The sequence below is a fragment of the Buttiauxella sp. genome (genome assembly GCF_049686335.1).
Lineage (GTDB): Bacteria > Pseudomonadota > Gammaproteobacteria > Enterobacterales > Enterobacteriaceae > Buttiauxella.
In genome coordinates this window covers 1-19,076 of sequence record NZ_JBAVHX010000003.1, presented here as the reverse complement: position 1 = coordinate 19,076, position 19,076 = coordinate 1, and the positions used below count along the sequence as shown (strand labels likewise).

Here is a 19,076-nt window from a genome sequence, read left to right as displayed (position 1 = left end):
AGATTACTGAGCCAGAACATTGATATGATTTTGGGAGGCGTAAATGTGTAGTGAAAGAAAAAGTACAAAGGGCACAAGTGAAAAGAAGAAGCAGTGCGTCAAGGAAGTCAGGGTGACTAATCAATTCCAAAAAATGATGGATGAAGCGCTTAAGGCGACCAAAAAAGTCTTAGAACAGAGACAAAAAGATCTGAGTGAAAAAGGTTGGAACGCTGATAAGCAGAACGAGTTTTTTAAAATATTTGGTATAAATGGCAGTGATGTAATAACCGTCGACAGTAGAAAGGAAAGAGAAAAAGTCAGAAAAATAAGAAAGAATGATAAAGCTTCGGAAAACCTACCGCCAATGGATCCTTATATAGAAGTTCGAGATGATATCACAGCCTATATTTATATGAGAGATGGTGTAGGTAGATTGTTAGATATGTGTACAAAAATATCAGTAACATCTCCTATTGATAGCTCCCAGAGGATTCATGGCAATTTTGTTAATCAAACAGATATTAACGATGGTTCGGCGAATGTAAGTGGAGATCAGACTTTAGGTTTGAATTCTGATTCGTACAAAAATATACTAAAAATAAATATACAACAAAATTTTGTATGTAAACCCCTAATGGGGTATGACTCGCAAGCATCTACACTTTGCCATGAATTATCACATTTCTTTCGAAGCCAAGATGGTAAACATGGAGGGTTGGGAACGGATGATATGCCCGTGTCTGGAGGCTTTAGTAAAAATAAACCATACAACAGCAATGCAAGTGATTTAAAAAGTTCTGGTAATCAAGATGTTTTTAAAAATTCCTACAATATCGAAAAATATTTTGAGTTGATAATAGTTGAATAAAGTGATGCTGAACTTTTAAGTCATTGTTAACAAGTGTGGACACAAATGGCATGATTTTTCATCTTTTTATTATTTTATTGATTGAGGGGGGGATGTGGTAAATTCATTAATAAACGTTAGGGTAACGGCTTTTATTTTTATTATTCATGCCTCTTATGTTTCAGCAAGCGAAGATATGATTCTTAAAAAATATGTTTATGGATTTCGGCAGTATAGCCAAGTGCGGGGCGAAAAATATCTCCCTCCAGTGATTGAACCATTGTCTGACACAGATTTAAAAGAAAAAAGCTCCGTGGCTAAAATATATCCATATTTTGATATAGGGGATTATGAAAGTAAAATCGAAAAAAATAATCACCATATTGATATCAACCTTTCAGTACAGCAAAAAAAAGTTTCTGTAATGGCTATGGTCAGTTTTTATAACAGCGACCACCAGGCATATTTTGTGCACAGGAGTAGACTTGCGTCAAATGACTCATTCCTCCCATTATGCGGCCACGCATTTTCAGTAGCTACTGATGGTATCAGTCTGGCTTATCTCGGGCGGCGATGTCAATTTGATGATGAAGATAATGATAAAAAACCAGACTGGATAGAAATACCTGCAGGCAAAACATTTTCATATACGGTGAAACTTAATGATGCCTATTTATTCCCGCCAGGGAAGCGTCGATATAATATTGGAACGTTAAAATTCTTCCTGGCAAATGATACCTTTTTTTATGAAAAGAGAATCTATAAAACTGTTTTTTCAATACTTAATTGGAAGTTTGATGATTGCGAAACGAATAAATATAGTTATTATGTTCAGAAGGTTAATGAGCTTTGTAAAGTACTTGATCCCTGGAAAGAGGATACTGCCGAAGGTTTATTAAGTAAATTTGATTATGACGGGTTGAGTCCAGATAATTTCTTTGAAGCCAGATCTAATCAAGTCATTCTTAATATCGACGGGGACATGCTCACATCACCTTATAAGATGAAAAAAACTCAGTTTACAGATTAAATTAACAGGAATTTCACCAACCAAAAATATTATTGACCTTAAGGGAACATGATTATGTCTTTAGCTGCAAAACTTAACGACAAAGGCTCCCAACATGATGGTTACCGCGAAACTGTCATTACAGCGGGTTCACCAACCGTATCAATTGATGGGTTACCCGCCGCCCGAATGGGTGAGCCGTTGACGCCCCATGACAAACCTGAACATCCACCTCACCCGCGTAAAATAGCGAGTGGTTCAGTTACCGTCTTCATTGATGGTCTTCCTGCAGCGAGAATCGGTGATGCTATTGATTGTGGCGGCGTTGTTATCGGCGGTAGTACAGTGAATATTGGCTGAGCATCAGGCGGTGTTATAACAATACGGCCTCCTTAATTGGAAGCCGTCTGTTCAGAGCTAGAGGCAAAATCACCCGACCGCAAATTCCTTCGCCAGTCGGCTCACACCCAACCCATTAATCTTCTTCACCTTAATTTGTACTGGAATACGCTCTTTCATCGCTTCGACATGACTTATCACACCGATGGTTTTGCCGCTGGCGTTGAGTGTGTCGAGCGCATCCAGGGCGGTATCCAGGGTCTCTGCATCCAGCGTGCCAAAACCTTCATCAAGAAATAGCGAATCGATTCGCGTTTTATGGCTCACCAGATCGGAAAGCGCCAGTGCCAGCGCAAGACTCACCAGGAAACTCTCGCCGCCTGAAAGTGTACGGGTATCGCGCACCGCGTCAGCCTGCCATGTATCCACCACTTGCAGCTCCAGTGCTTCGCTATCTTTACGTTGCAGCAGATAACGCCCGTGTAAACGATTCAGCTGGTTGTTCGCCAGCCACACCAGATTATCGAGCGTCAGACCCTGGGCAAACTTACGGAATTTGTCACCTTCCTTCGAGCCAATTAACGCATTCAGGTAGCCCCAGTCTTCAACTTGCTGTTGGCACTCCACGATAGACTGCATCAGCCCTTGCTGGCGCTGGCGGTTTTCCGCGTCATGGCGAAGCTGTTGCTGGATTTGTCCTTGCTCTGTGGTGTTTTCCCGCAGTTGCTGATTGCACAGTGACAGCTGTGCTTCCAACAAACTCAGTTCGACATCCTCAGCAAGCGTTGCCGGGCGGGCCGCTTTATGTTCGTTGAGCGCCTTTTCAGCTTGCTGGCACAGCGTGGTTTGCTGTTGATGCTCTTTCTCAAGCTGTTGTTTTTTCAATTCAAGCTGTTGGCGCTCTGTTTCATCGATTAACGCAGCCTGGAATGTCTCCACATCTGCGAACGGGCTGTTCGCCAGTGCCGCCAGGAACTGCGCATTTGCTTGCTCCACGCGCGTTTCTTCCTGTTGCAGATGCTGTTGCAGCGTCTTCCACTGGCTCTCCAGCGCAATACAGTCGCTGTGCAGATTATGCCAGTTTTGCAGTGCTGAAATTTGTTCGCTTTCTGTTAGCTGTGGCGGCGTGGTGCCATCATCAACCAACGCATTGATCAGGTTTTCCAGCGTACTGAGTTGTTGTTGCAAGCGTGGCAGTTGCTCATTGTGCTGTTGCCAGTGCTGTGATTCCTGCTGGCGCTCTGCCAGCCAGCTATTTTCTTCACCGTTGGCAGGATGTTGCAGACCTGCACTTTCCAGCGCTGTGTTCAGTGTTTCGCGCTGGGACGCTATCTCTGCGGCAAGTTTCTGGTGCTGAAGCTGTGCCTGAGTGAGCTGCTCTTCCAGCAAGATGCGTTGGCTAAGCTGATGCAGTTGCTGTTCGCGTTGTTCTTCGCTTTCCAGCCACTGCTGAAGGTCGTCTTCTGGTGTCAGTGCCAGTTGCAGGCGGGTGCACAATTGCTGCCAGCGCAAACGCCCAGCGGCTTCTTCTTCATTAAGCGTATTAATGGCAGTCAGCAGGCCTTCGCGCTGTGAACGTAGCGTGTCGAGCTGGCCTTTCATCGCAAAACCGGCCTCCGCAAGACTTGCGACTTCACGTTTTAGAGCCGCCAGCCGCTGCTGATTTTCACCCGGTTGAATGGCCTGGTAGTCAGCCACCGCCGGATGATGGGTTGAGCCACACAACGGGCAGGGTTGATCGGGCTGTAAATGGGCGCGTTCCGCCTCAAGGCTGACAATGCGCAATTCCAGCTCGCACACTTTTTCCAGGTCCGCTTCATGCTGGCGTCGATCTTTATACTGCTGCCGCTTAAGTATTAGTTCCGCTTCACCCTGGCTTATTTGTTTTTCTAGCGTGGCAATATCGAGTTGTTGCTGGGTTTTGCGTTTGAGCAGTGAGGAAAGTTGCGGCTGCAAGGTCGCAAGCTGCTGGCGCAATGCGCGCGCAGCAATCGTTTCTTGTAAATGAGTACTCACTTCATCAGCACTGAGCGCAAGTTCAATGGCGGGCAGTAATTCGAGCTTTTTCTGACGGTCTTCTATTTCACGCTGCAAAGTTTGTAACTGGGCGGCATCACGCTGCTGCTGGCTGAAAGCCATGCGCCAGCCCGCCAGTTCAGCACCCCACAGGCGATAACTATCGTGAGTTTTCAGCCATTGTTGCAACTCGCTAAATTCCTGCGTCAGTTTTGCTGCCTGACTTGCCGCGGCAAGTCGCGTTTGCTGGCGGCGCACCGTCGCCTGACGTAAGCGAGTATTCACTTCTTCCGTCTGGATGCGGGTATTTTTCAGCGTTGTCTGTAGCTCTTGCAAACGCTGCCAGTCAGGACGTAGTTTTTCTGCGGGTTGAGCGCGTGTTAGTTTTTCGAGTTGCGGAGCCGCTTCTTCAATAGCACGCGTGGCCGCATTCAGCGCCGCTCCAGTATGGGAGTGGTTTTGAGTCAACTGCGTGAGCTGGCTGAGCCAGTGTTGATGTTGCTGGAGCGTTTGCTGTTCTGCCAGGCGGTTTTTTTCTTCTGTAGTAAGTACCTGCAAACCCTCAGAAAGCTGCTGGCGCTGCGCTTCGCTTAACAGCGCAACACCTGCCGCCTGTGCCTGCAAGTTCTCAAGCTGGCTGCGGACATTTTTATGATTTTCGAATACTGCCGCAGACACCGTCCCGTAAATCTCAGTACCGGTAAGCTCTTCAAGTAATGACGCGCGGTCATTGGCATCGGCATTTAAAAACGCGGCAAACTGACCCTGAGAGAGCATCATGGAGCGGGTAAAACGGTCGTAATCGAGGCCGGTTAATTTGGCCGTGACATCAAGCTTATCTTTGACTTTATCGGCGATGATTTTGCCACTTTCCACTTCCGCAAGCTCAACGCGCGGTGCCTGAAGGTTACCGTTTGCTGCGTTGCGCGCCCGGTTCTGGCTCCAGAATGCGCGGTAGGCGATACCTTTAACTTCAAATTCCACTTCCGCCAGACATTCGGCGGTATCGCGAGTCATGAGATCATTTTGCGATTGCGACACCGTGTTGAGCCGTGGCGTTTTGTGATAAAGCGCGAGGCAGATAGCATCAAGCAGCGTGGTTTTCCCGGCACCGGTCGGCCCGGTGATGGCAAACAAACCATTGCTGGCGAAAGGCTCACGGGTGAAATCAATTTTCCATTCCCCTTTCAGGGAATTAAGGTTTTTTAAGCGTAGGCTGAGGATTTTCATGCCTGTTCCTCCGCGTCATGCAGGCTTGCGACCGTTTGGGCAAACAGAGTACGCAATCGTTGTGCGCGCTCCTCGGTGGTCTCTTCCTGAACCAGACGACGTTCAAACACTTCTTCAACGGTCAGTTCGCTCAGCGTTTCTTTGTGTTGTTGAGCAATCACTCGCTCGCGCTGCTCACGGCTACGACGCAGCAAAACGACTTCGACCGGCAGTGTTTCTGTCAGTTGCTGAATATGGCGCTGCATATCATGCAGATATTCATCGGTGGCGATTTCAATATCCAACCATACTTTGGGGTCTGCGGGGGCATCGCGCCACTGAGCAAGCTGCTGTTCAATTTCGCTTAGTGAACCTTTGATCACCGCCAGCGGTTGGCTAACAGGCACCGGTAGTGGCGTGACTTCACTCAGTTTTCCTTCGGCAAACTCAACCAGATATACGCTTTTGGTTTTGCCGGTTTCGTCAAAACTCAGCGGGATGGGTGAGCCGCTATAGCGGATATGTTCGGTACCACCAATTAATTGAGCGCGATGAATATGGCCCAGCGCAATGTAATCAGCATCCGGGAAGTGCTGCGCCGGGAAGGCGTCGAGTGTGCCGATATAAATGTCGCGCACTGCATCGGTTTTCGTCACGCCCACTGTGGTTAAATGCCCGGTGGCGACGATGGGTAACTTCGCATCGGCACGTAATTCGCAAGCTACGCGATAACACTGTTGGTAATGTTCGCTAATGGACTCCATTAATGAACGCTGCTTTTCATGGCCGGACAAACCCGCCTGGCTGTTTTGAATATCGCGTGGGCGCAAAAATGGAATAGGGCAGAGAATCGCACCAGGCGCTCCATCTTTCTTGTTGAGCACCATCGCCTGTTGGGTGGCATCGTGGCGCGCGCTGGCGATGACATAGGTATTCAGACACGCCATTAATTCGCAAGATTCGTTAAGTGTCGCGACAGAATCATGGTTCCCCGCCAGAACCACGAGTGAGCAACCGGTCGCCTGAAGCTGCACCACGAAGCGGTTATACAGTTCGCGGGCATAGCTCGGCGGCGAGCCGGTATCAAAAATATCCCCCGCCACGATTATCGCATCCACATCATGTTCTACGGCCGCTTTGAGCAACCAGTCAAGAAAAGCCTGGTGCTCTGGACCACGGCTTTTGGTATAAAAATTTTGACCAAGATGCCAGTCTGATGTGTGAATTATGCGCATGAGTTGTCCGGTGGCTTAAAAGCGAGGCCTCAATTATAAGGGGGCGAGGTGAAAAACGTCATATGTCTCTGTGTCATAAATCAAAATGATGAGTCATCAAACAGTCATTTTTTTCATAAATCTGTCATAAATCTGACGCATAATGGCGCCGCATCGAAACAACAATGACACCTTTGGGTATCTTCCTTAAGCAGGGCGAATCATGGCGAAGCGTATTTTAGTCGTAGAAGATGAAGCTCCAATCCGTGAGATGGTGAGCTTTGTGCTCGAGCAAAACGGTTTTCAGCCTGTAGAAGCGGAAGATTTTGACAGTGCAGTGAATCTGCTTATCGAGCCTTTTCCAGACCTGATCTTACTGGACTGGATGTTACCAGGCGGTTCGGGTATTCAGTTTATCAAGCATTTGAAGCGTGAAGCATTGACGCGTGAAATACCAGTAATGATGCTGACGGCGCGTGGTGAAGAAGAAGACCGCGTGCGTGGCCTTGAAGTCGGGGCCGATGACTATATTACTAAACCGTTTTCACCCAAAGAGTTGGTGGCTCGTATTAAAGCGGTAATGCGCCGCATCTCGCCAATGGCGGTGGAAGAGGTGATTGAAATGCAAGGGCTTAGCCTTGATCCTTCATCACATCGCGTGATGACCGGTGAAAATCCTTTGGATATGGGCCCGACGGAATTTAAGTTATTACACTTCTTTATGACGCATCCGGAACGAGTCTATAGCCGTGAACAATTGCTTAATCACGTATGGGGCACCAATGTTTATGTCGAAGACCGAACAGTGGACGTACATATCCGGCGGTTACGTAAAGCGCTCGAACATAGTGGACATGATCGAATGGTACAAACAGTACGCGGTACGGGTTATCGGTTCTCAACCCGTTTTTAATCCCTTAGCAGGAGAGTGACGCGTGCTGGAACGGTTGTCATGGAAAAGGCTGGTGATGGAGTTGGCGCTCTGTTGTTTACCTGCCGTCATTTTGGGCCTGATTTTTGGCCATTTACCCTGGTTTTTATTACTGGCAGTCACCGGACTGCTGGTTTGGCATTTCTGGAATTTGCTGCGTTTGTCGTGGTGGCTGTGGGTGGATCGCAGTATGACGCCACCACCAGGCCGCGGAAGTTGGGATCCGTTGTTATACGGTCTGCACCAAATGCAGTTGCGTAATAAAAAGCGCCGCAAAGAGTTAGGCAATTTAATTAAACGCTTTCGTAGCGGTGCGGAATCATTGCCCGATGCGGTGGTGCTGACGACCGAAGAAGGGACGATTTTTTGGTGTAATGGACTGGCTCAACAACTGCTGGGGTTACGCTGGCCGGACGATAACGGGCAGAACATCCTTAACTTGCTGCGTTACCCGGAATTTACCCGTTATCTCACACAAAAAGATTTCGCTCGTCCGCTGACGCTGGTGCTGAACAATGGGCGACATCTTGAGTTCCGCGTGATGCCCTACAGTGACGAACAGTGGTTGATGGTGGCGCGTGATGTTACTCAGATGCACCAACTGGAAGGGGCGCGACGTAACTTCTTTGCCAACGTGAGCCATGAATTGCGCACTCCGTTAACCGTGCTGCAAGGTTATCTGGAGATGATGCAGGATCAGTCACTGGAAGGGCCGCTGCGGGATAAAGCACTTGGCACTATGCGTGAGCAAACTTCGCGTATGGAAGGCCTGGTGAAACAACTTTTGACACTGTCAAAAATTGAAGCGGCTCCCGCCATGGCACTCAATGAAAAGATTGATGTGCCATTGATGCTGCGTGTGGTGGAGAGAGAAGCGCAAACCCTCAGCCAGCAACGGCAGACACTCCAGTTCGATATTGATCCCACGTTAAAAGTGTTCGGTAACGATGAACAACTGCGCAGCGCGATTTCAAACCTGGTGTATAACGCGGTGAACCATACGCCGGAAGGGACGCATATTACGGTGAGCTGGAAACGGGTCACAGGTGGGGCGGCCTTTAGTGTTGCAGATAGCGGGCCGGGCATTTCAGCAGAACATATTCCTCGTCTGACCGAGCGTTTTTATCGCGTGGACAAGGCGCGGTCGCGGCAAACAGGCGGCAGTGGATTAGGGCTGGCGATAGTGAAACATGCTTTAAGCCATCACGATGCGCGTCTGGAAATCGAAAGCCAGCCTGGTAAAGGATCGACGTTTTCCTTTGTCATGCCTGAGCGGTTAATCGTTAGCGAGAAATAGACTGACAATAAGTTTTCCCAGGTCGGATAAGCGAAGCGTCATCCGACGCTAGCGCTTATCCCCCTAAAAAAAGCGGTTATCGATGAATTCTGTCAAAATAACTTTCCACAGGTCAGCTTGCTGGCCTGTGTTTTTTTTGCTCACTTGTAAATCAAAAACACTTAATCGGTTATATTTTAACCACACAATAAACCATGCAACTTTCTAATGCGTAACCAAATCCACTAAGTTTAAGGTTAATTTAAGGAGATCAATCTGGTTTTGGGATCCCTTCTTGCCTTCAAACGCTATAAGCGTTTTAATTGCCGCCCTGTGATTAGTAGACCGACTGGATTTGAGTGGTAATTCAAACAACTATTCTTCGCCACCGAGCCCTGAAAGGATTTTTCGCTGTCGTTACTACTGATCACCGCTTTTATGCCGAGTTACCAGACATAAAAATTTGAATACTTTCAACACCACACACCCACAGGCTGCAAATATTTTATGACCCATCATTTGAAATCTCGAGACATCCTCGCACTGGGCTTTATGACCTTTGCGCTGTTTGTCGGTGCAGGCAATATTATTTTTCCACCTATGGTGGGGTTACAGGCGGGTGAACACGTCTGGATAGCGTCATTAGGCTTCCTGGTGACAGCTGTTGGTCTCCCGGTTCTGACTATCGTCGCCATCGCTCGTGTAGGCGGTGGTATTGATAGCCTGAGCTCACCGATTGGCCGTCGTGCCGGTGTGTTGTTGGCAACGATTTGCTACCTGGCTGTTGGCCCGCTCTTTGCCACACCACGTACGGCTACCGTTTCCTTCGAAGTGGGGATTGCTCCACTGGTCGGTACCGGTGAACTGCCGCTGTTTATCTACAGCCTGGTTTACTTCGCCATTGTTATCGCCATTTCACTGTATCCGGGCAAACTGCTGGATACCGTCGGCCATGTGCTGGCTCCGGTGAAAATTGTTGCGCTGCTGGCGCTGGCTGCAGGGGCCATGTTGTGGCCTGCGGGTGGTATCAGTACTGCGACTGAGGCGTATCAGAATGCCGCGTTTTCTAACGGCTTTGTGAATGGCTATCTGACGATGGATACCCTGGCGTCCCTGGTCTTCGGGATTGTCATTGTCAACGCTGCCCGTTCGCGTGGTGTGACTGAATCCCGTCTGCTGACACGCTATACCATTTGGGCGGGTCTGATTGCCGGTATTGGCTTAACGCTGATTTACCTGGCGCTGTTCCGCCTGGGTTCAGACAGTGCAACGCTGGTTGCTGACCAGAATGCCAACGGTGCTGCGATTCTGCATGCTTACGTGGCTCACACCTTCGGTGGTGCGGGTAGCTTCTTCCTGGCTGCGCTGATTTTCCTCGCGTGCATGGTTACGGCGATTGGCCTGACTTGTGCGTGTGCCGAGTTCTTCAGCCAGTATCTGCCGCTGTCTTATCGTTCGCTGGTGTTTATCCTCGGCCTGTTCTCAATGGTGGTTTCAAACCTTGGGTTGAGCCATCTGATTCAGGTTTCGATTCCGGTGCTGACGGCGATTTACCCGCCATGTATTGCGCTGGTGGTGCTGAGTTTCACCCGCCCATGGTGGTATAACTCGACTCGCGTGATTGCGCCAGCCATGCTCATCAGTACCTTGTTTGGTATCATTGATGGCATTAAAGCCTCGGCAATCAGTGATATTTTACCGGCGTGGACTTCCCGCTTGCCGTTGTCCGATCAGGGCCTGGCATGGTTGCTCCCAACCCTCATCATGGTAGTGATTGCCATCGTTTGGGACCGCGCAGCAGGACGACAAGTGACTCAAGCAGCCCACTAAAAATTATAAATTTCTACAACCACGGGGCTTAGCTCCGTGGTTTTTTTTATTGTTAAGCAGGTATGGAATCAATGGAAAACGCTAATAAACTCAAGCGCGGCTTGAGTACCCGGCACATACGCTTTATGGCGTTGGGTTCGGCAATTGGCACCGGGCTGTTTTATGGCTCGGCAGACGCTATCAAAATGGCTGGCCCAAGTGTGTTGCTGGCCTACATCATCGGTGGGGTTGCTGCTTATATCATTATGCGTGCGCTGGGGGAGATGTCTGTTCATAACCCTTCCGCCAGTTCATTCTCACGCTACGCCCAGGATAACCTTGGCCCGCTGGCTGGATACATCACCGGCTGGACCTACTGTTTTGAAATCCTGATTGTCGCGATTGCCGATGTCACCGCGTTTGGCATCTATATGGGGCTGTGGTTCCCGGCCGTGCCGCATTGGGTCTGGGTATTGAGCGTGGTGCTGATTATCTGCGCCATTAACCTGATGAGCGTAAAAGTGTTTGGTGAGCTGGAGTTTTGGTTCTCCTTCTTCAAAGTCGCGACCATTATCATCATGATTGCAGCCGGTATCGGCATCATCGTTTGGGGCATTGGGAACGGTGGCCAGCCTACGGGGATTCATAACCTGTGGAGCAATGGTGGCTTCTTCAGCAATGGCTGGATAGGCATGATTATGTCGTTGCAGATGGTGATGTTTGCCTACGGCGGCATTGAAATCATTGGTATTACGGCGGGTGAAGCGAAAGACCCGCAGAAGTCCATTCCACGCGCAATCAATTCTGTTCCGCTGCGTATTCTGGTGTTCTATGTGGGCACGCTGTTTGTCATCATGTCTATTTACCCGTGGAACCAGGTGGGGACGGAAGGTAGCCCGTTCGTGCTGACTTTCCAGCATATGGGGATTACGGCTGCGGCAGGTATTCTTAACTTTGTGGTGATCACCGCATCGCTTTCAGCCATTAACAGTGATGTTTTCGGTGTAGGCCGCATGTTGCACGGCATGGCAGAGCAGGGCAGTGCCCCGAAAGTATTCGCCAAAACTTCCCGCAATGGCATTCCTTGGGTGACGGTGCTGGTGATGTGCTGCGCGCTGTTACTGGCGGTTGTGCTCAACTATTTAATCCCAGAAAACGTCTTCCTGGTGATTGCGTCGCTGGCGACCTTTGCTACGGTCTGGGTCTGGATAATGATCCTTTTGTCGCAGATTGCCTTCCGTCGCAAGCTCTCCCCGGAAGAAACTAAAGCGCTGAAATTCCCGGTGCCGGGTGGCGTGATAACCACGGTTGTCGGCCTGGTTTTCCTGGTGTTTATCATTGCGCTGATTGGCTGGCATCCGGACACTCGCATTTCGCTGTATGTCGGCTGTGTGTGGATTGTGTTGCTGTTGATTGGCTGGATGTTTAAACGTCGCCAGTTACTCGCCGCAAGCTCCTAAAAACCGGCTTTAACCTCGTCGACGAATAGCAGTAGGGTGGATTAGCGCAAGCTCAATCCACCCTAACGCTTACATTTCCGGGCACTCAACTTTACTGATTGCATCCCAGTAGTTTTTCTCGTTATTGCGCTCCAGCGCAATCCTCGCGTCACGGATTAACAGCTTGTTATCTTCATTGGCGAGGATTTTATTTCCCCACGCTTCATCACTCATTTTCTTTTGCGGATGGCAGGTCTTTTTTAAGTCTGCGGTAATTTGTTGTTTATATTTTCCAAATTGCAGAGATTCGTAGGGCGAGCTGGCCAGGGCGTTGGTGGAGCAAAGTACCAACAGAAGCAGGGAAAGGTTACGGGCGAAAGTCATGAAGATCTCCTTTTATCAGGGCGCATCGGACGGGAGTGTTTTTACTATAGGTTTCGCTAACTTATTAAGCAACCGGCGCTATTTCTCCACCCCCGCTTTCCTCCCCTAATAAAAATAGCAATGATGAGTGATACGCGCGTACGCTGTGGCAAGGTGGCGTCAATTTATTCTCTGGGGATGAAATTATGTTGAATGCCTGGCACCTTCCGGTGCCCCCTTTTATTCAGACACGTAAAGACAAGCTGTCCATCACGTTGTGGGTTTCGGGCGATGATTTACCGCATCGCGTGGTTCTGCGTTATGAAAAAGATAACGAGGAAACCACGTTGCAGATGACTCGTCAGAAAGCAGCTCCGGGTGACGGCATCGTCGCCTGGCGTGGGGTGATTGATTTATCTGAAGGCCAACCGCGTCGCCGTTACAGTTTTAAATTGTTATGGCTGGATAAACAGCGCTGGTTCACACCACAAGGATTGAGGTCGATCCCGCCTGCGCGCCTTGAGCAGTTCGCAGTCGATCTGCCTGATGATGGCCCGCAATGGGTGCAGGATCAGATCTTCTATCAGATTTTCCCCGATCGTTTTGCGCGTAGCGAACAACGCACGCCAGAACAGGATCAGATCTATTATCACCATGCAGCAAAACGCGACATTATTCTGCGTGACTGGAACGAGCCGCTTATCGCCGATGCGGGGGGATCCACCTTCTACGGCGGCGATCTCGACGGTATCAGCGAAAACCTGGCCTATCTTAAGAACCTGGGCGTCACCGCGCTGTACCTCAACCCGATCTTTACCGCTCCAAGTGTCCATAAATACGATACCCAGGATTATCGCCACGTAGACGTGCAGTTTGGTGGCGATCACGCCTTTTTGCGCTTGCGCAAAAATACCCAGCGCCTCGGCATGCGTCTGATGCTCGACGGTGTATTCAACCACAGCGGCGATACTCACCAGTGGTTTGACCGCCAGCAAACGCATGGCAGCGGTGCGAGTCATAATCCGCAATCCCCATGGCGAGATTTTTACAGCTATAACGAAGACGGACGGGCGCTCGACTGGCTCGGCTATTCCAGTTTGCCGAAGCTGGATTACCAGTCCTCGACCCTGGTTGACGAGATTTATCAGGGCGATGAAAGTGTCGTGCGCCACTGGTTACGTGAACCCTGGGGCATAGATGGCTGGCGGTTGGATGTCGTACATATGCTGGGTGAAGCGGGCGGGGCGAAAAACAATTTGCTGCATGTCTCTGGTATCACCCGGGCGGCGAAAGAAACCAAATCTGATGCGTATATTTTAGGTGAGCATTTTGGCGACGCGCGGCAATGGCTGCAGACGGATGCCGAAGATGCGGCGATGAACTATCGCGGATTCACTTTCCCGCTGTGGGGATTCCTCGCTAACACCGATATTTCTTACGATCCCCAGCATATCGATGCGCAAACGTGTATGGCGTGGATGGACGAATATCGGGCAGGACTTTCTCACCAGCAGCAACTGCGTATGTTTAACCAGCTCGACAGCCATGATACCGCACGATTCAAGTCTATCCTGGGTAAAGATGTGGACCGCTTACCGCTGGCTGTGGTGTGGCTGTATTGCTGGCCTGGCGTGCCTTGCGTCTACTATGGCGATGAAGTGGGTTTAGATGGCAATAACGATCCCTTCTGCCGCAAACCCTTCCCATGGGATCCGGATCAACAAGATCTGCAGCTGTTGGCGCTCTATCAACGGCTGGGCAAGTTACGCCACAAAAGCCGGGCCTTGCGCCACGGGGGTTGTCAGGTGATTTACGCGCAAGGCGACGTCGTGGTATTCGTGCGTGTCTGGCAAAACGAGCGCGTGCTGGTGGCGCTTAACCGTGGTGAAGAAACGGCGCTTTCACTGCCATGGGATGCGTTGTTGCTCGACAAAGAGTGGACGCAGCTTGAAGGTGAAGCGAAGTTTGATAATCACCAACTGTTGCTGCCGGCAGTCTCCGTTTCGTTGTGGCATAGCCGCTAGTCCTGTAACCGGTTTCCCTTTTGTCAGGCAAAGGGGAATACCGGTGCTATTCTTATTTTTCCATCCCATTAATTAACTCCGCTTAAGTTAGACATTTCCAGATCTCATACTATTTGGGAGGCGGCACCTTGTGCTGTTTCCTTAATCATCAACATGAAATTTAAGGAAAAAAGATGTCTATACGTGAACTGATCGACCCTGATAACTCCACTTTGATCTTTATCGATCACCAACCGCAAATGTCTTTTGGCGTGGCGAATATTGACCGTCAGACGCTGAAAAATAACACCGTCGCCTTAGCCAGGGCTGGAAAGATCTTTAACGTTCCCACCATTTTTACCTCCGTCGAAACGAAAAGTTTTAGCGGTTACATCTGGCCTGAATTACTGGCGGTCCATCCTGAAATCACGCCTATCGAACGGACTTCAATGAACTCCTGGGAAGATGCGGCTTTTGTTGCGGCGGTAAAAGCGACCGGGCGTAAGAAGCTGATTATTTCTGCTTTGTGGACCGAGGTGTGCCTGACGTTTCCGGCATTAATGGCGCTGGAAGAAGGGTTTGAAGTTTACGTCGTCACGGATACCTCGGGCGGGACGTCTGTCGATGCTCATGAACGCTCCATTGACCGCATGGTACAGGCAGGAGCGGTTCCGGTGACGTGGCAGCAAGTGTTGCTCGAATACCAACGTGATTGGGCACGCCGCGATACTTACGATGCGGTGATGGATCTGGTGCGCGAGCACAGCGGCGCATACGGTATTGGCGTCGATTATGCTTACACCATGGTTCATGGTGCACCCGAACGTAAAGCCTGATTCTTCGCCGCAGGAGCCTTCCTGCGTTTGGCTTCTTTTGCATCAGGAATAACCTATGGCTGACAACAATACTGTCACGCTGGTGATAACCCACGCTCTAAAATCAGGCCAGGCGGCACATTATGAACAATGGCTGGGGAAAATCATGCCAGCCGCTGCGCGATACCCAGGGCATTTAGGCGTGCACGTTATTCGCCCCACCACAGGAAACGATGTCTATAACATCATTATCCGCTTCGATACCCTGGAAAATCTCACTGCCTGGACGAAATCGGCAGAACGCGAAACGCTGGTGGAGGAGATTAAGCCCGTCCTTCGGCTCGACGATCATCTGGAAGTACGTACTGAAAATGCCTTTTGGTTTACCCCGGAAACCCCGGCGGTAAAACGTCCTGCGCAGTGGAAACAGTTTCTGATAACGCTTGCGGTCATTTTCCCAAGCACCAACGTTGTACCACGCATTACCGCCATGCTTTTTCCTTCGTTGCACGGCTCGCTTTTATTACATTTCATCAATGATGCGTTGGTCGTCGCACTGGTGGTATGGCTGTGGATGCCAGTCATGACGCGCCTGTTTGCAGGTTGGCTGAAAAAATAACGTTTTACTGAGGAGAACAGGTTATGTCGCAATCTGCTTCACTAATTCTCACCAACGGTCAGTTTCATACCTTAGACCGCGAAACACCGCTCGCCGAGGCGGTGGCTATTAAAGACGGCAAGATTGTTGCTGTGGGCAGCGAGTCCTGGGTGATGAGCTTTGCAAACGATGAAACCCAGAGGGTCGATCTGAAAGGCCATACCGTGATCCCGGGTCTGAATGACTCGCACTTACATCTGATTCGTGGGGGGCTGAATTACAACCTGGAGTTGCGCTGGGAAGGTGTGCCTTCGCTGGCAGATGCGTTGCGTATGCTCAAAGAGCAGGCGCTGCGTACGCCGTCACCCCAATGGGTGCGCGTGGTCGGCGGGTGGACAGAATTCCAGTTTGCTGAGCAGCGTATGCCCACGCTTGAAGAACTCAATGAGGCGGCACCGGATACGCCGGTTTTTGTGTTGCATCTCTATGATCGCGCGCTGTTAAACCAGGCCGCGTTAAAAGCAGTGGGATACACCAAAGAGACGCCAAACCCTGCGGGTGGCGAGATTATGCGTGACCGTAACGGTAATCCAACCGGAATGTTGATAGCCAAACCGAATGCGATGATTCTTTACTCGACGCTGGCAAAAGGGCCGAAACTGCCGCTCGAGTTGCAGGTCAATTCGACACGCCAGTTTATGCGGGAACTCAATCGGTTAGGCATTACCAGTGCGATTGATGCGGGGGGCGGGTTCCAGAATTATCCCGAAGATTATCAAATCATTGACCAGCTTCATGCGCAAAAACAGATGACGGTGCGTATCGCCTACAACCTGTTTACCCAGCGCCCACAACATGAGCTGGAGGATTTCGAAAAATGGACGGATATGTTAACGCCGGGGCAGGGAACGGATTTCTACCGCGCCAACGGTGCCGGGGAAATGCTGGTCTTTTCTGCCGCCGATTTTGAAGACTTCCTGCAACCGCGGCCGGATCTGCCCGAAGGTATGGAACAAGAACTGGAACGGGTGGTACGCCATCTGGTCGAGCATCGCTGGCCGTTCCGTTTACATGCGACCTATAACGAATCCATAAGCCGCATGCTGGACGTGTTTGAAAAGGTGAATCGCGAGATACCATTTAATGGTTTGCACTGGCTTTTTGACCACGCGGAAACCATCAGCGAAAAGAATATCGAGCGGGTGAAAGCGCTGGGGGGCGGTATCGCGGTACAGCATCGCATGGCATTTCAGGGGGAATATTACGCCGCACGTTATGGCGCTGAAGCCGTGAAACAGACCCCGCCTATCGCGAAAATGCTCGCCGCTGAGTTACCCGTTGGGTTGGGGACGGATGCAACGCGTGTCGCCAGTTACAATCCCTGGACGGCACTTTACTGGCTGGTTTCCGGGCGTACGGTTGGCGGGATGCAAATGTATGATGACAATAACCGGCTCACGCGCGACGTGGCACTGGAGTTGTGGACCGCAGGTAGCGCGTGGTTTTCCAGCGAACAAGGCAAGAAAGGGCGTATTAAAGCTGGGCAACTTGCCGATTTAGTCGTCCTTTCAAAAGATTATTTCAAAGTGAGTGAAGACGAAATCAAAGGCATTGAATCGGTGCTGACCCTTGTGGATGGCAAAGTGGTTTACGCCGCGGGAGCATTTACACCGCTTGCTCCACCTTCGATTCCCGTGCTGCCCGAATGGTCGCCAGTGGTTAACGTGCCGGGGCATTACCGCTCATCACCGCCAGCGGCGGCGAAAGTGGGCATGATGGCGCAAGTTCATCAATGTTGCGGGAGTTGCAATGTGCATGGTCATCAACATGATACCGCACGTAAATCGGCGATACCGGTTTCTGACGAAGGGGCATTCTGGGGCGTGATGGGCTGTTCGTGTTTTGCTTTTTGAGTGAGATTCAGCGGAGTAATTAACACTACGCTGGTTTTATGTGTCCGATTTCTTATCTTTTTTCTGCACTCTCAGTTTGTCCTGCTTTACCGTTCCATTTGGAAAAAATTGAGGTCAATGCACTCGTATTTGAAAAGTGACTTTTTGTTTTTTTCTTGAGTTCATTTCCTGATGTGTGCAGTATGTATCCATATGATTTTAATGTATTTATTTTATTTATGAATGGTCTGGATCACAGACAAAAAATCAATAACCCAGCCACAATGAAAAGGATTTCACTATGCCAGGCTTGCCTGCTGCGCGTCAGGGTGACGCAACCTTAATCGGTGGCCCGATTATTCAGGGCTCGTTGGGAGTGATGATTGGCGCGCCCACCGGTGTGGCCTGTTCGGTCTGTCCCGGAGGGGTGGCGGTGGGTAACCCCGTCAACCCGGTACTCGGGGCCAAGGTGCTGTCCGGCGAAACCGATATCGCCCTGCCGGCGCCGCTGCCGTTTGTCCTCACCCGCAGCTACAGCAGCTACCGCACCGGGACGCCGGCGCCGGTCGGCACCTTCGGCCCCGGCTGGCAGTCGGCGATGGATATCCGTCTGCAGCTCCGTGCTGATGAACTGATCCTCAATGACAACGGCGGGCGCAGTATTCATTTCGATGTGCTGGCACCAGGTGCCATTGCCTGGAGCCCGTCCGAAAAACTCTGGCTCGCCCGCGGCGGGGTGGACAGGCAACCGGATAATCATCGCCTGTGCGCCTTATGGCAGGCCCTGCCGGAGACGCTGCGCCATTCACCGCACCGCTATTTTGTGGCGAATGACGCCACCGGGCCGTGGTGGATACTGGAAGCATTTCAGCTCCCGGTTAAGCCGGAAGACGTGCTGCCGCGCCCGCTGCCGCCGTTCCGCGTGCTCTCCGGTCTGGTGGACGTTTTTGGTAATCAGTTGCGTTATCAGCGCGACGCCGACGGTGAATTTGCCGGCCAGGTGACGGGCGTGACCGACAGCGCCGGTCGGCGCTTTCGTCTTGAGCTGGTCACTCTGCCGGATGCGGGTATCCGCCTCGCTGCCGTCTGGCTGGCGCGCGATACGGGATTTCCTGAACTGCCGTCCGCGCCGCTGGCCCGCTATGAATACAGCCCACGCGGCGAACTGGCGGCGGTATATGACCGCGCTGGCATAAAAACACGTCACTTTGAATGGCACCCGCAGACAGCCGGCCTGATGACCGCCCATCAGCACACCGGACGCCCCGCCACCCGCTATGTCTATGATGACACGCTGCGGGTGATTTCCCAGACCAACCCCGGCGGGCTGAGTT

The 19,076-nt window shown here is 50.7% G+C and carries 15 protein-coding genes; 12 read left to right on the top strand and 3 right to left on the bottom strand.

Annotated features, from left to right (window positions below; translation table 11 throughout):
• The first annotated feature begins 112 nt into the window (after positions 1–112).
• The 3 genes from WBL83_RS00405 (at position 113) to WBL83_RS00395 (ending at position 2,198) form a co-directional block, all read left to right on the top strand.
• On the top strand, positions 113–850 hold the full coding sequence (locus WBL83_RS00405; protein ID WP_424587276.1) for a hypothetical protein: 738 nt from the start codon (positions 113–115) through the stop codon (positions 848–850).
• Between the two features lie 94 nt (positions 851–944).
• Positions 945–1,859 (top strand): hypothetical protein, encoded by a 915-nt coding sequence (locus WBL83_RS00400; protein WP_424587275.1) that lies wholly within the window; start codon positions 945–947, stop codon positions 1,857–1,859.
• Positions 1,860–1,913: 54 nt separating this feature from the next.
• Positions 1,914–2,198 carry a type VI secretion system PAAR protein gene (locus WBL83_RS00395; RefSeq protein ID WP_424587274.1) on the top strand — a complete coding sequence of 95 codons (285 nt, stop codon included), beginning with the start codon at positions 1,914–1,916 and terminating at the stop codon, positions 2,196–2,198.
• A gap of 69 nt (positions 2,199–2,267) precedes the next feature.
• On the opposite strand, the gene sbcC is transcribed toward WBL83_RS00395, so the two are convergent.
• Both sbcC and sbcD read right to left on the bottom strand, forming a co-directional pair.
• Positions 2,268–5,423: an exonuclease subunit SbcC gene (gene sbcC / locus WBL83_RS00390; protein ID WP_424587273.1), complete on the bottom strand. Its 3,156-nt coding sequence runs from the start codon at positions 5,421–5,423 to the stop codon at positions 2,268–2,270.
• On the bottom strand, positions 5,420–6,637 hold the full coding sequence (sbcD, locus tag WBL83_RS00385; RefSeq protein WP_424587272.1) for an exonuclease subunit SbcD: 1,218 nt from the start codon (positions 6,635–6,637) through the stop codon (positions 5,420–5,422). Before sbcD ends, sbcC begins: the two co-directional genes overlap by 4 nt.
• Positions 6,638–6,839: 202 nt before the next feature.
• Between sbcD and phoB the strand changes: the two genes are divergently transcribed.
• The 4 genes from phoB (at position 6,840) to proY (ending at position 12,092) form a co-directional block, all read left to right on the top strand.
• Entirely contained in the window at positions 6,840–7,529 is a 690-nt protein-coding gene (phoB, locus tag WBL83_RS00380; protein WP_424587271.1) for a phosphate response regulator transcription factor PhoB, read from the top strand.
• A 22-nt stretch (positions 7,530–7,551) separates the two neighbouring features.
• The gene (phoR, locus tag WBL83_RS00375) at positions 7,552–8,844 is read left to right on the top strand and encodes a phosphate regulon sensor histidine kinase PhoR (protein WP_424587270.1); all 1,293 of its coding nucleotides are present in this window, start codon (positions 7,552–7,554) and stop codon (positions 8,842–8,844) included.
• Between the two features lie 486 nt (positions 8,845–9,330).
• The gene (gene brnQ, locus WBL83_RS00370) at positions 9,331–10,653 is read left to right on the top strand and encodes a branched-chain amino acid transporter carrier protein BrnQ (protein ID WP_424587269.1); all 1,323 of its coding nucleotides are present in this window, start codon (positions 9,331–9,333) and stop codon (positions 10,651–10,653) included.
• A 71-nt stretch (positions 10,654–10,724) separates the two neighbouring features.
• Positions 10,725–12,092 (top strand): proline-specific permease ProY, encoded by a 1,368-nt coding sequence (gene proY, locus WBL83_RS00365; protein WP_424587268.1) that lies wholly within the window; start codon positions 10,725–10,727, stop codon positions 12,090–12,092.
• A 69-nt stretch (positions 12,093–12,161) separates the two neighbouring features.
• Here the strand turns inward: proY and WBL83_RS00360 are convergent, their stop codons facing one another.
• Complete coding sequence (locus WBL83_RS00360) at positions 12,162–12,455, bottom strand: YicS family protein (RefSeq protein ID WP_424587267.1); 294 nt, start codon at positions 12,453–12,455, stop codon at positions 12,162–12,164.
• Positions 12,456–12,640: 185 nt separating this feature from the next.
• Between WBL83_RS00360 and malZ the strand changes: the two genes are divergently transcribed.
• The 5 genes from malZ to WBL83_RS00335 form a co-directional block, all read left to right on the top strand.
• A complete protein-coding gene (gene malZ, locus WBL83_RS00355; RefSeq protein WP_424587266.1) occupies positions 12,641–14,458 on the top strand; it encodes a maltodextrin glucosidase in 1,818 nt (605 codons plus the stop codon).
• 173 nt (positions 14,459–14,631) lie between these two features.
• Positions 14,632–15,273: a hydrolase gene (locus tag WBL83_RS00350; protein ID WP_424587265.1), complete on the top strand. Its 642-nt coding sequence runs from the start codon at positions 14,632–14,634 to the stop codon at positions 15,271–15,273.
• A gap of 55 nt (positions 15,274–15,328) precedes the next feature.
• Positions 15,329–15,871 (top strand): antibiotic biosynthesis monooxygenase, encoded by a 543-nt coding sequence (locus tag WBL83_RS00345; protein ID WP_424587264.1) that lies wholly within the window; start codon positions 15,329–15,331, stop codon positions 15,869–15,871.
• A gap of 23 nt (positions 15,872–15,894) precedes the next feature.
• A complete protein-coding gene (locus tag WBL83_RS00340; protein WP_424587263.1) occupies positions 15,895–17,763 on the top strand; it encodes an amidohydrolase in 1,869 nt (622 codons plus the stop codon).
• 280 nt (positions 17,764–18,043) lie between these two features.
• Positions 18,044–19,076, top strand: a 1,033-nt coding sequence (locus WBL83_RS00335; RefSeq protein ID WP_424587262.1) for a DUF6531 domain-containing protein, incomplete at its 3' end; no start/stop codon positions are given.

What these genes read in the sequence shown, in the direction of transcription:
- WBL83_RS00395 (WP_424587274.1), top strand. Translation starts at nt 1,914, where the DNA reads ATGTCTTTAGCTGCAAAACTTAACGACAAAGGCTCCCAACATGATGGT.
- sbcC (WP_424587273.1), bottom strand. Translation starts at nt 5,423, where the DNA reads ATGAAAATCCTCAGCCTACGCTTAAAAAACCTTAATTCCCTGAAAGGG.
- sbcD (WP_424587272.1), bottom strand. Translation starts at nt 6,637, where the DNA reads ATGCGCATAATTCACACATCAGACTGGCATCTTGGTCAAAATTTTTAT.
- phoB (WP_424587271.1), top strand. Translation starts at nt 6,840, where the DNA reads ATGGCGAAGCGTATTTTAGTCGTAGAAGATGAAGCTCCAATCCGTGAG.
- brnQ (WP_424587269.1), top strand. Translation starts at nt 9,331, where the DNA reads ATGACCCATCATTTGAAATCTCGAGACATCCTCGCACTGGGCTTTATG.
- proY (WP_424587268.1), top strand. Translation starts at nt 10,725, where the DNA reads ATGGAAAACGCTAATAAACTCAAGCGCGGCTTGAGTACCCGGCACATA.
- WBL83_RS00360 (WP_424587267.1), bottom strand. Translation starts at nt 12,455, where the DNA reads ATGACTTTCGCCCGTAACCTTTCCCTGCTTCTGTTGGTACTTTGCTCC.
- malZ (WP_424587266.1), top strand. Translation starts at nt 12,641, where the DNA reads ATGTTGAATGCCTGGCACCTTCCGGTGCCCCCTTTTATTCAGACACGT.
- WBL83_RS00350 (WP_424587265.1), top strand. Translation starts at nt 14,632, where the DNA reads ATGTCTATACGTGAACTGATCGACCCTGATAACTCCACTTTGATCTTT.
- WBL83_RS00345 (WP_424587264.1), top strand. Translation starts at nt 15,329, where the DNA reads ATGGCTGACAACAATACTGTCACGCTGGTGATAACCCACGCTCTAAAA.
- WBL83_RS00340 (WP_424587263.1), top strand. Translation starts at nt 15,895, where the DNA reads ATGTCGCAATCTGCTTCACTAATTCTCACCAACGGTCAGTTTCATACC.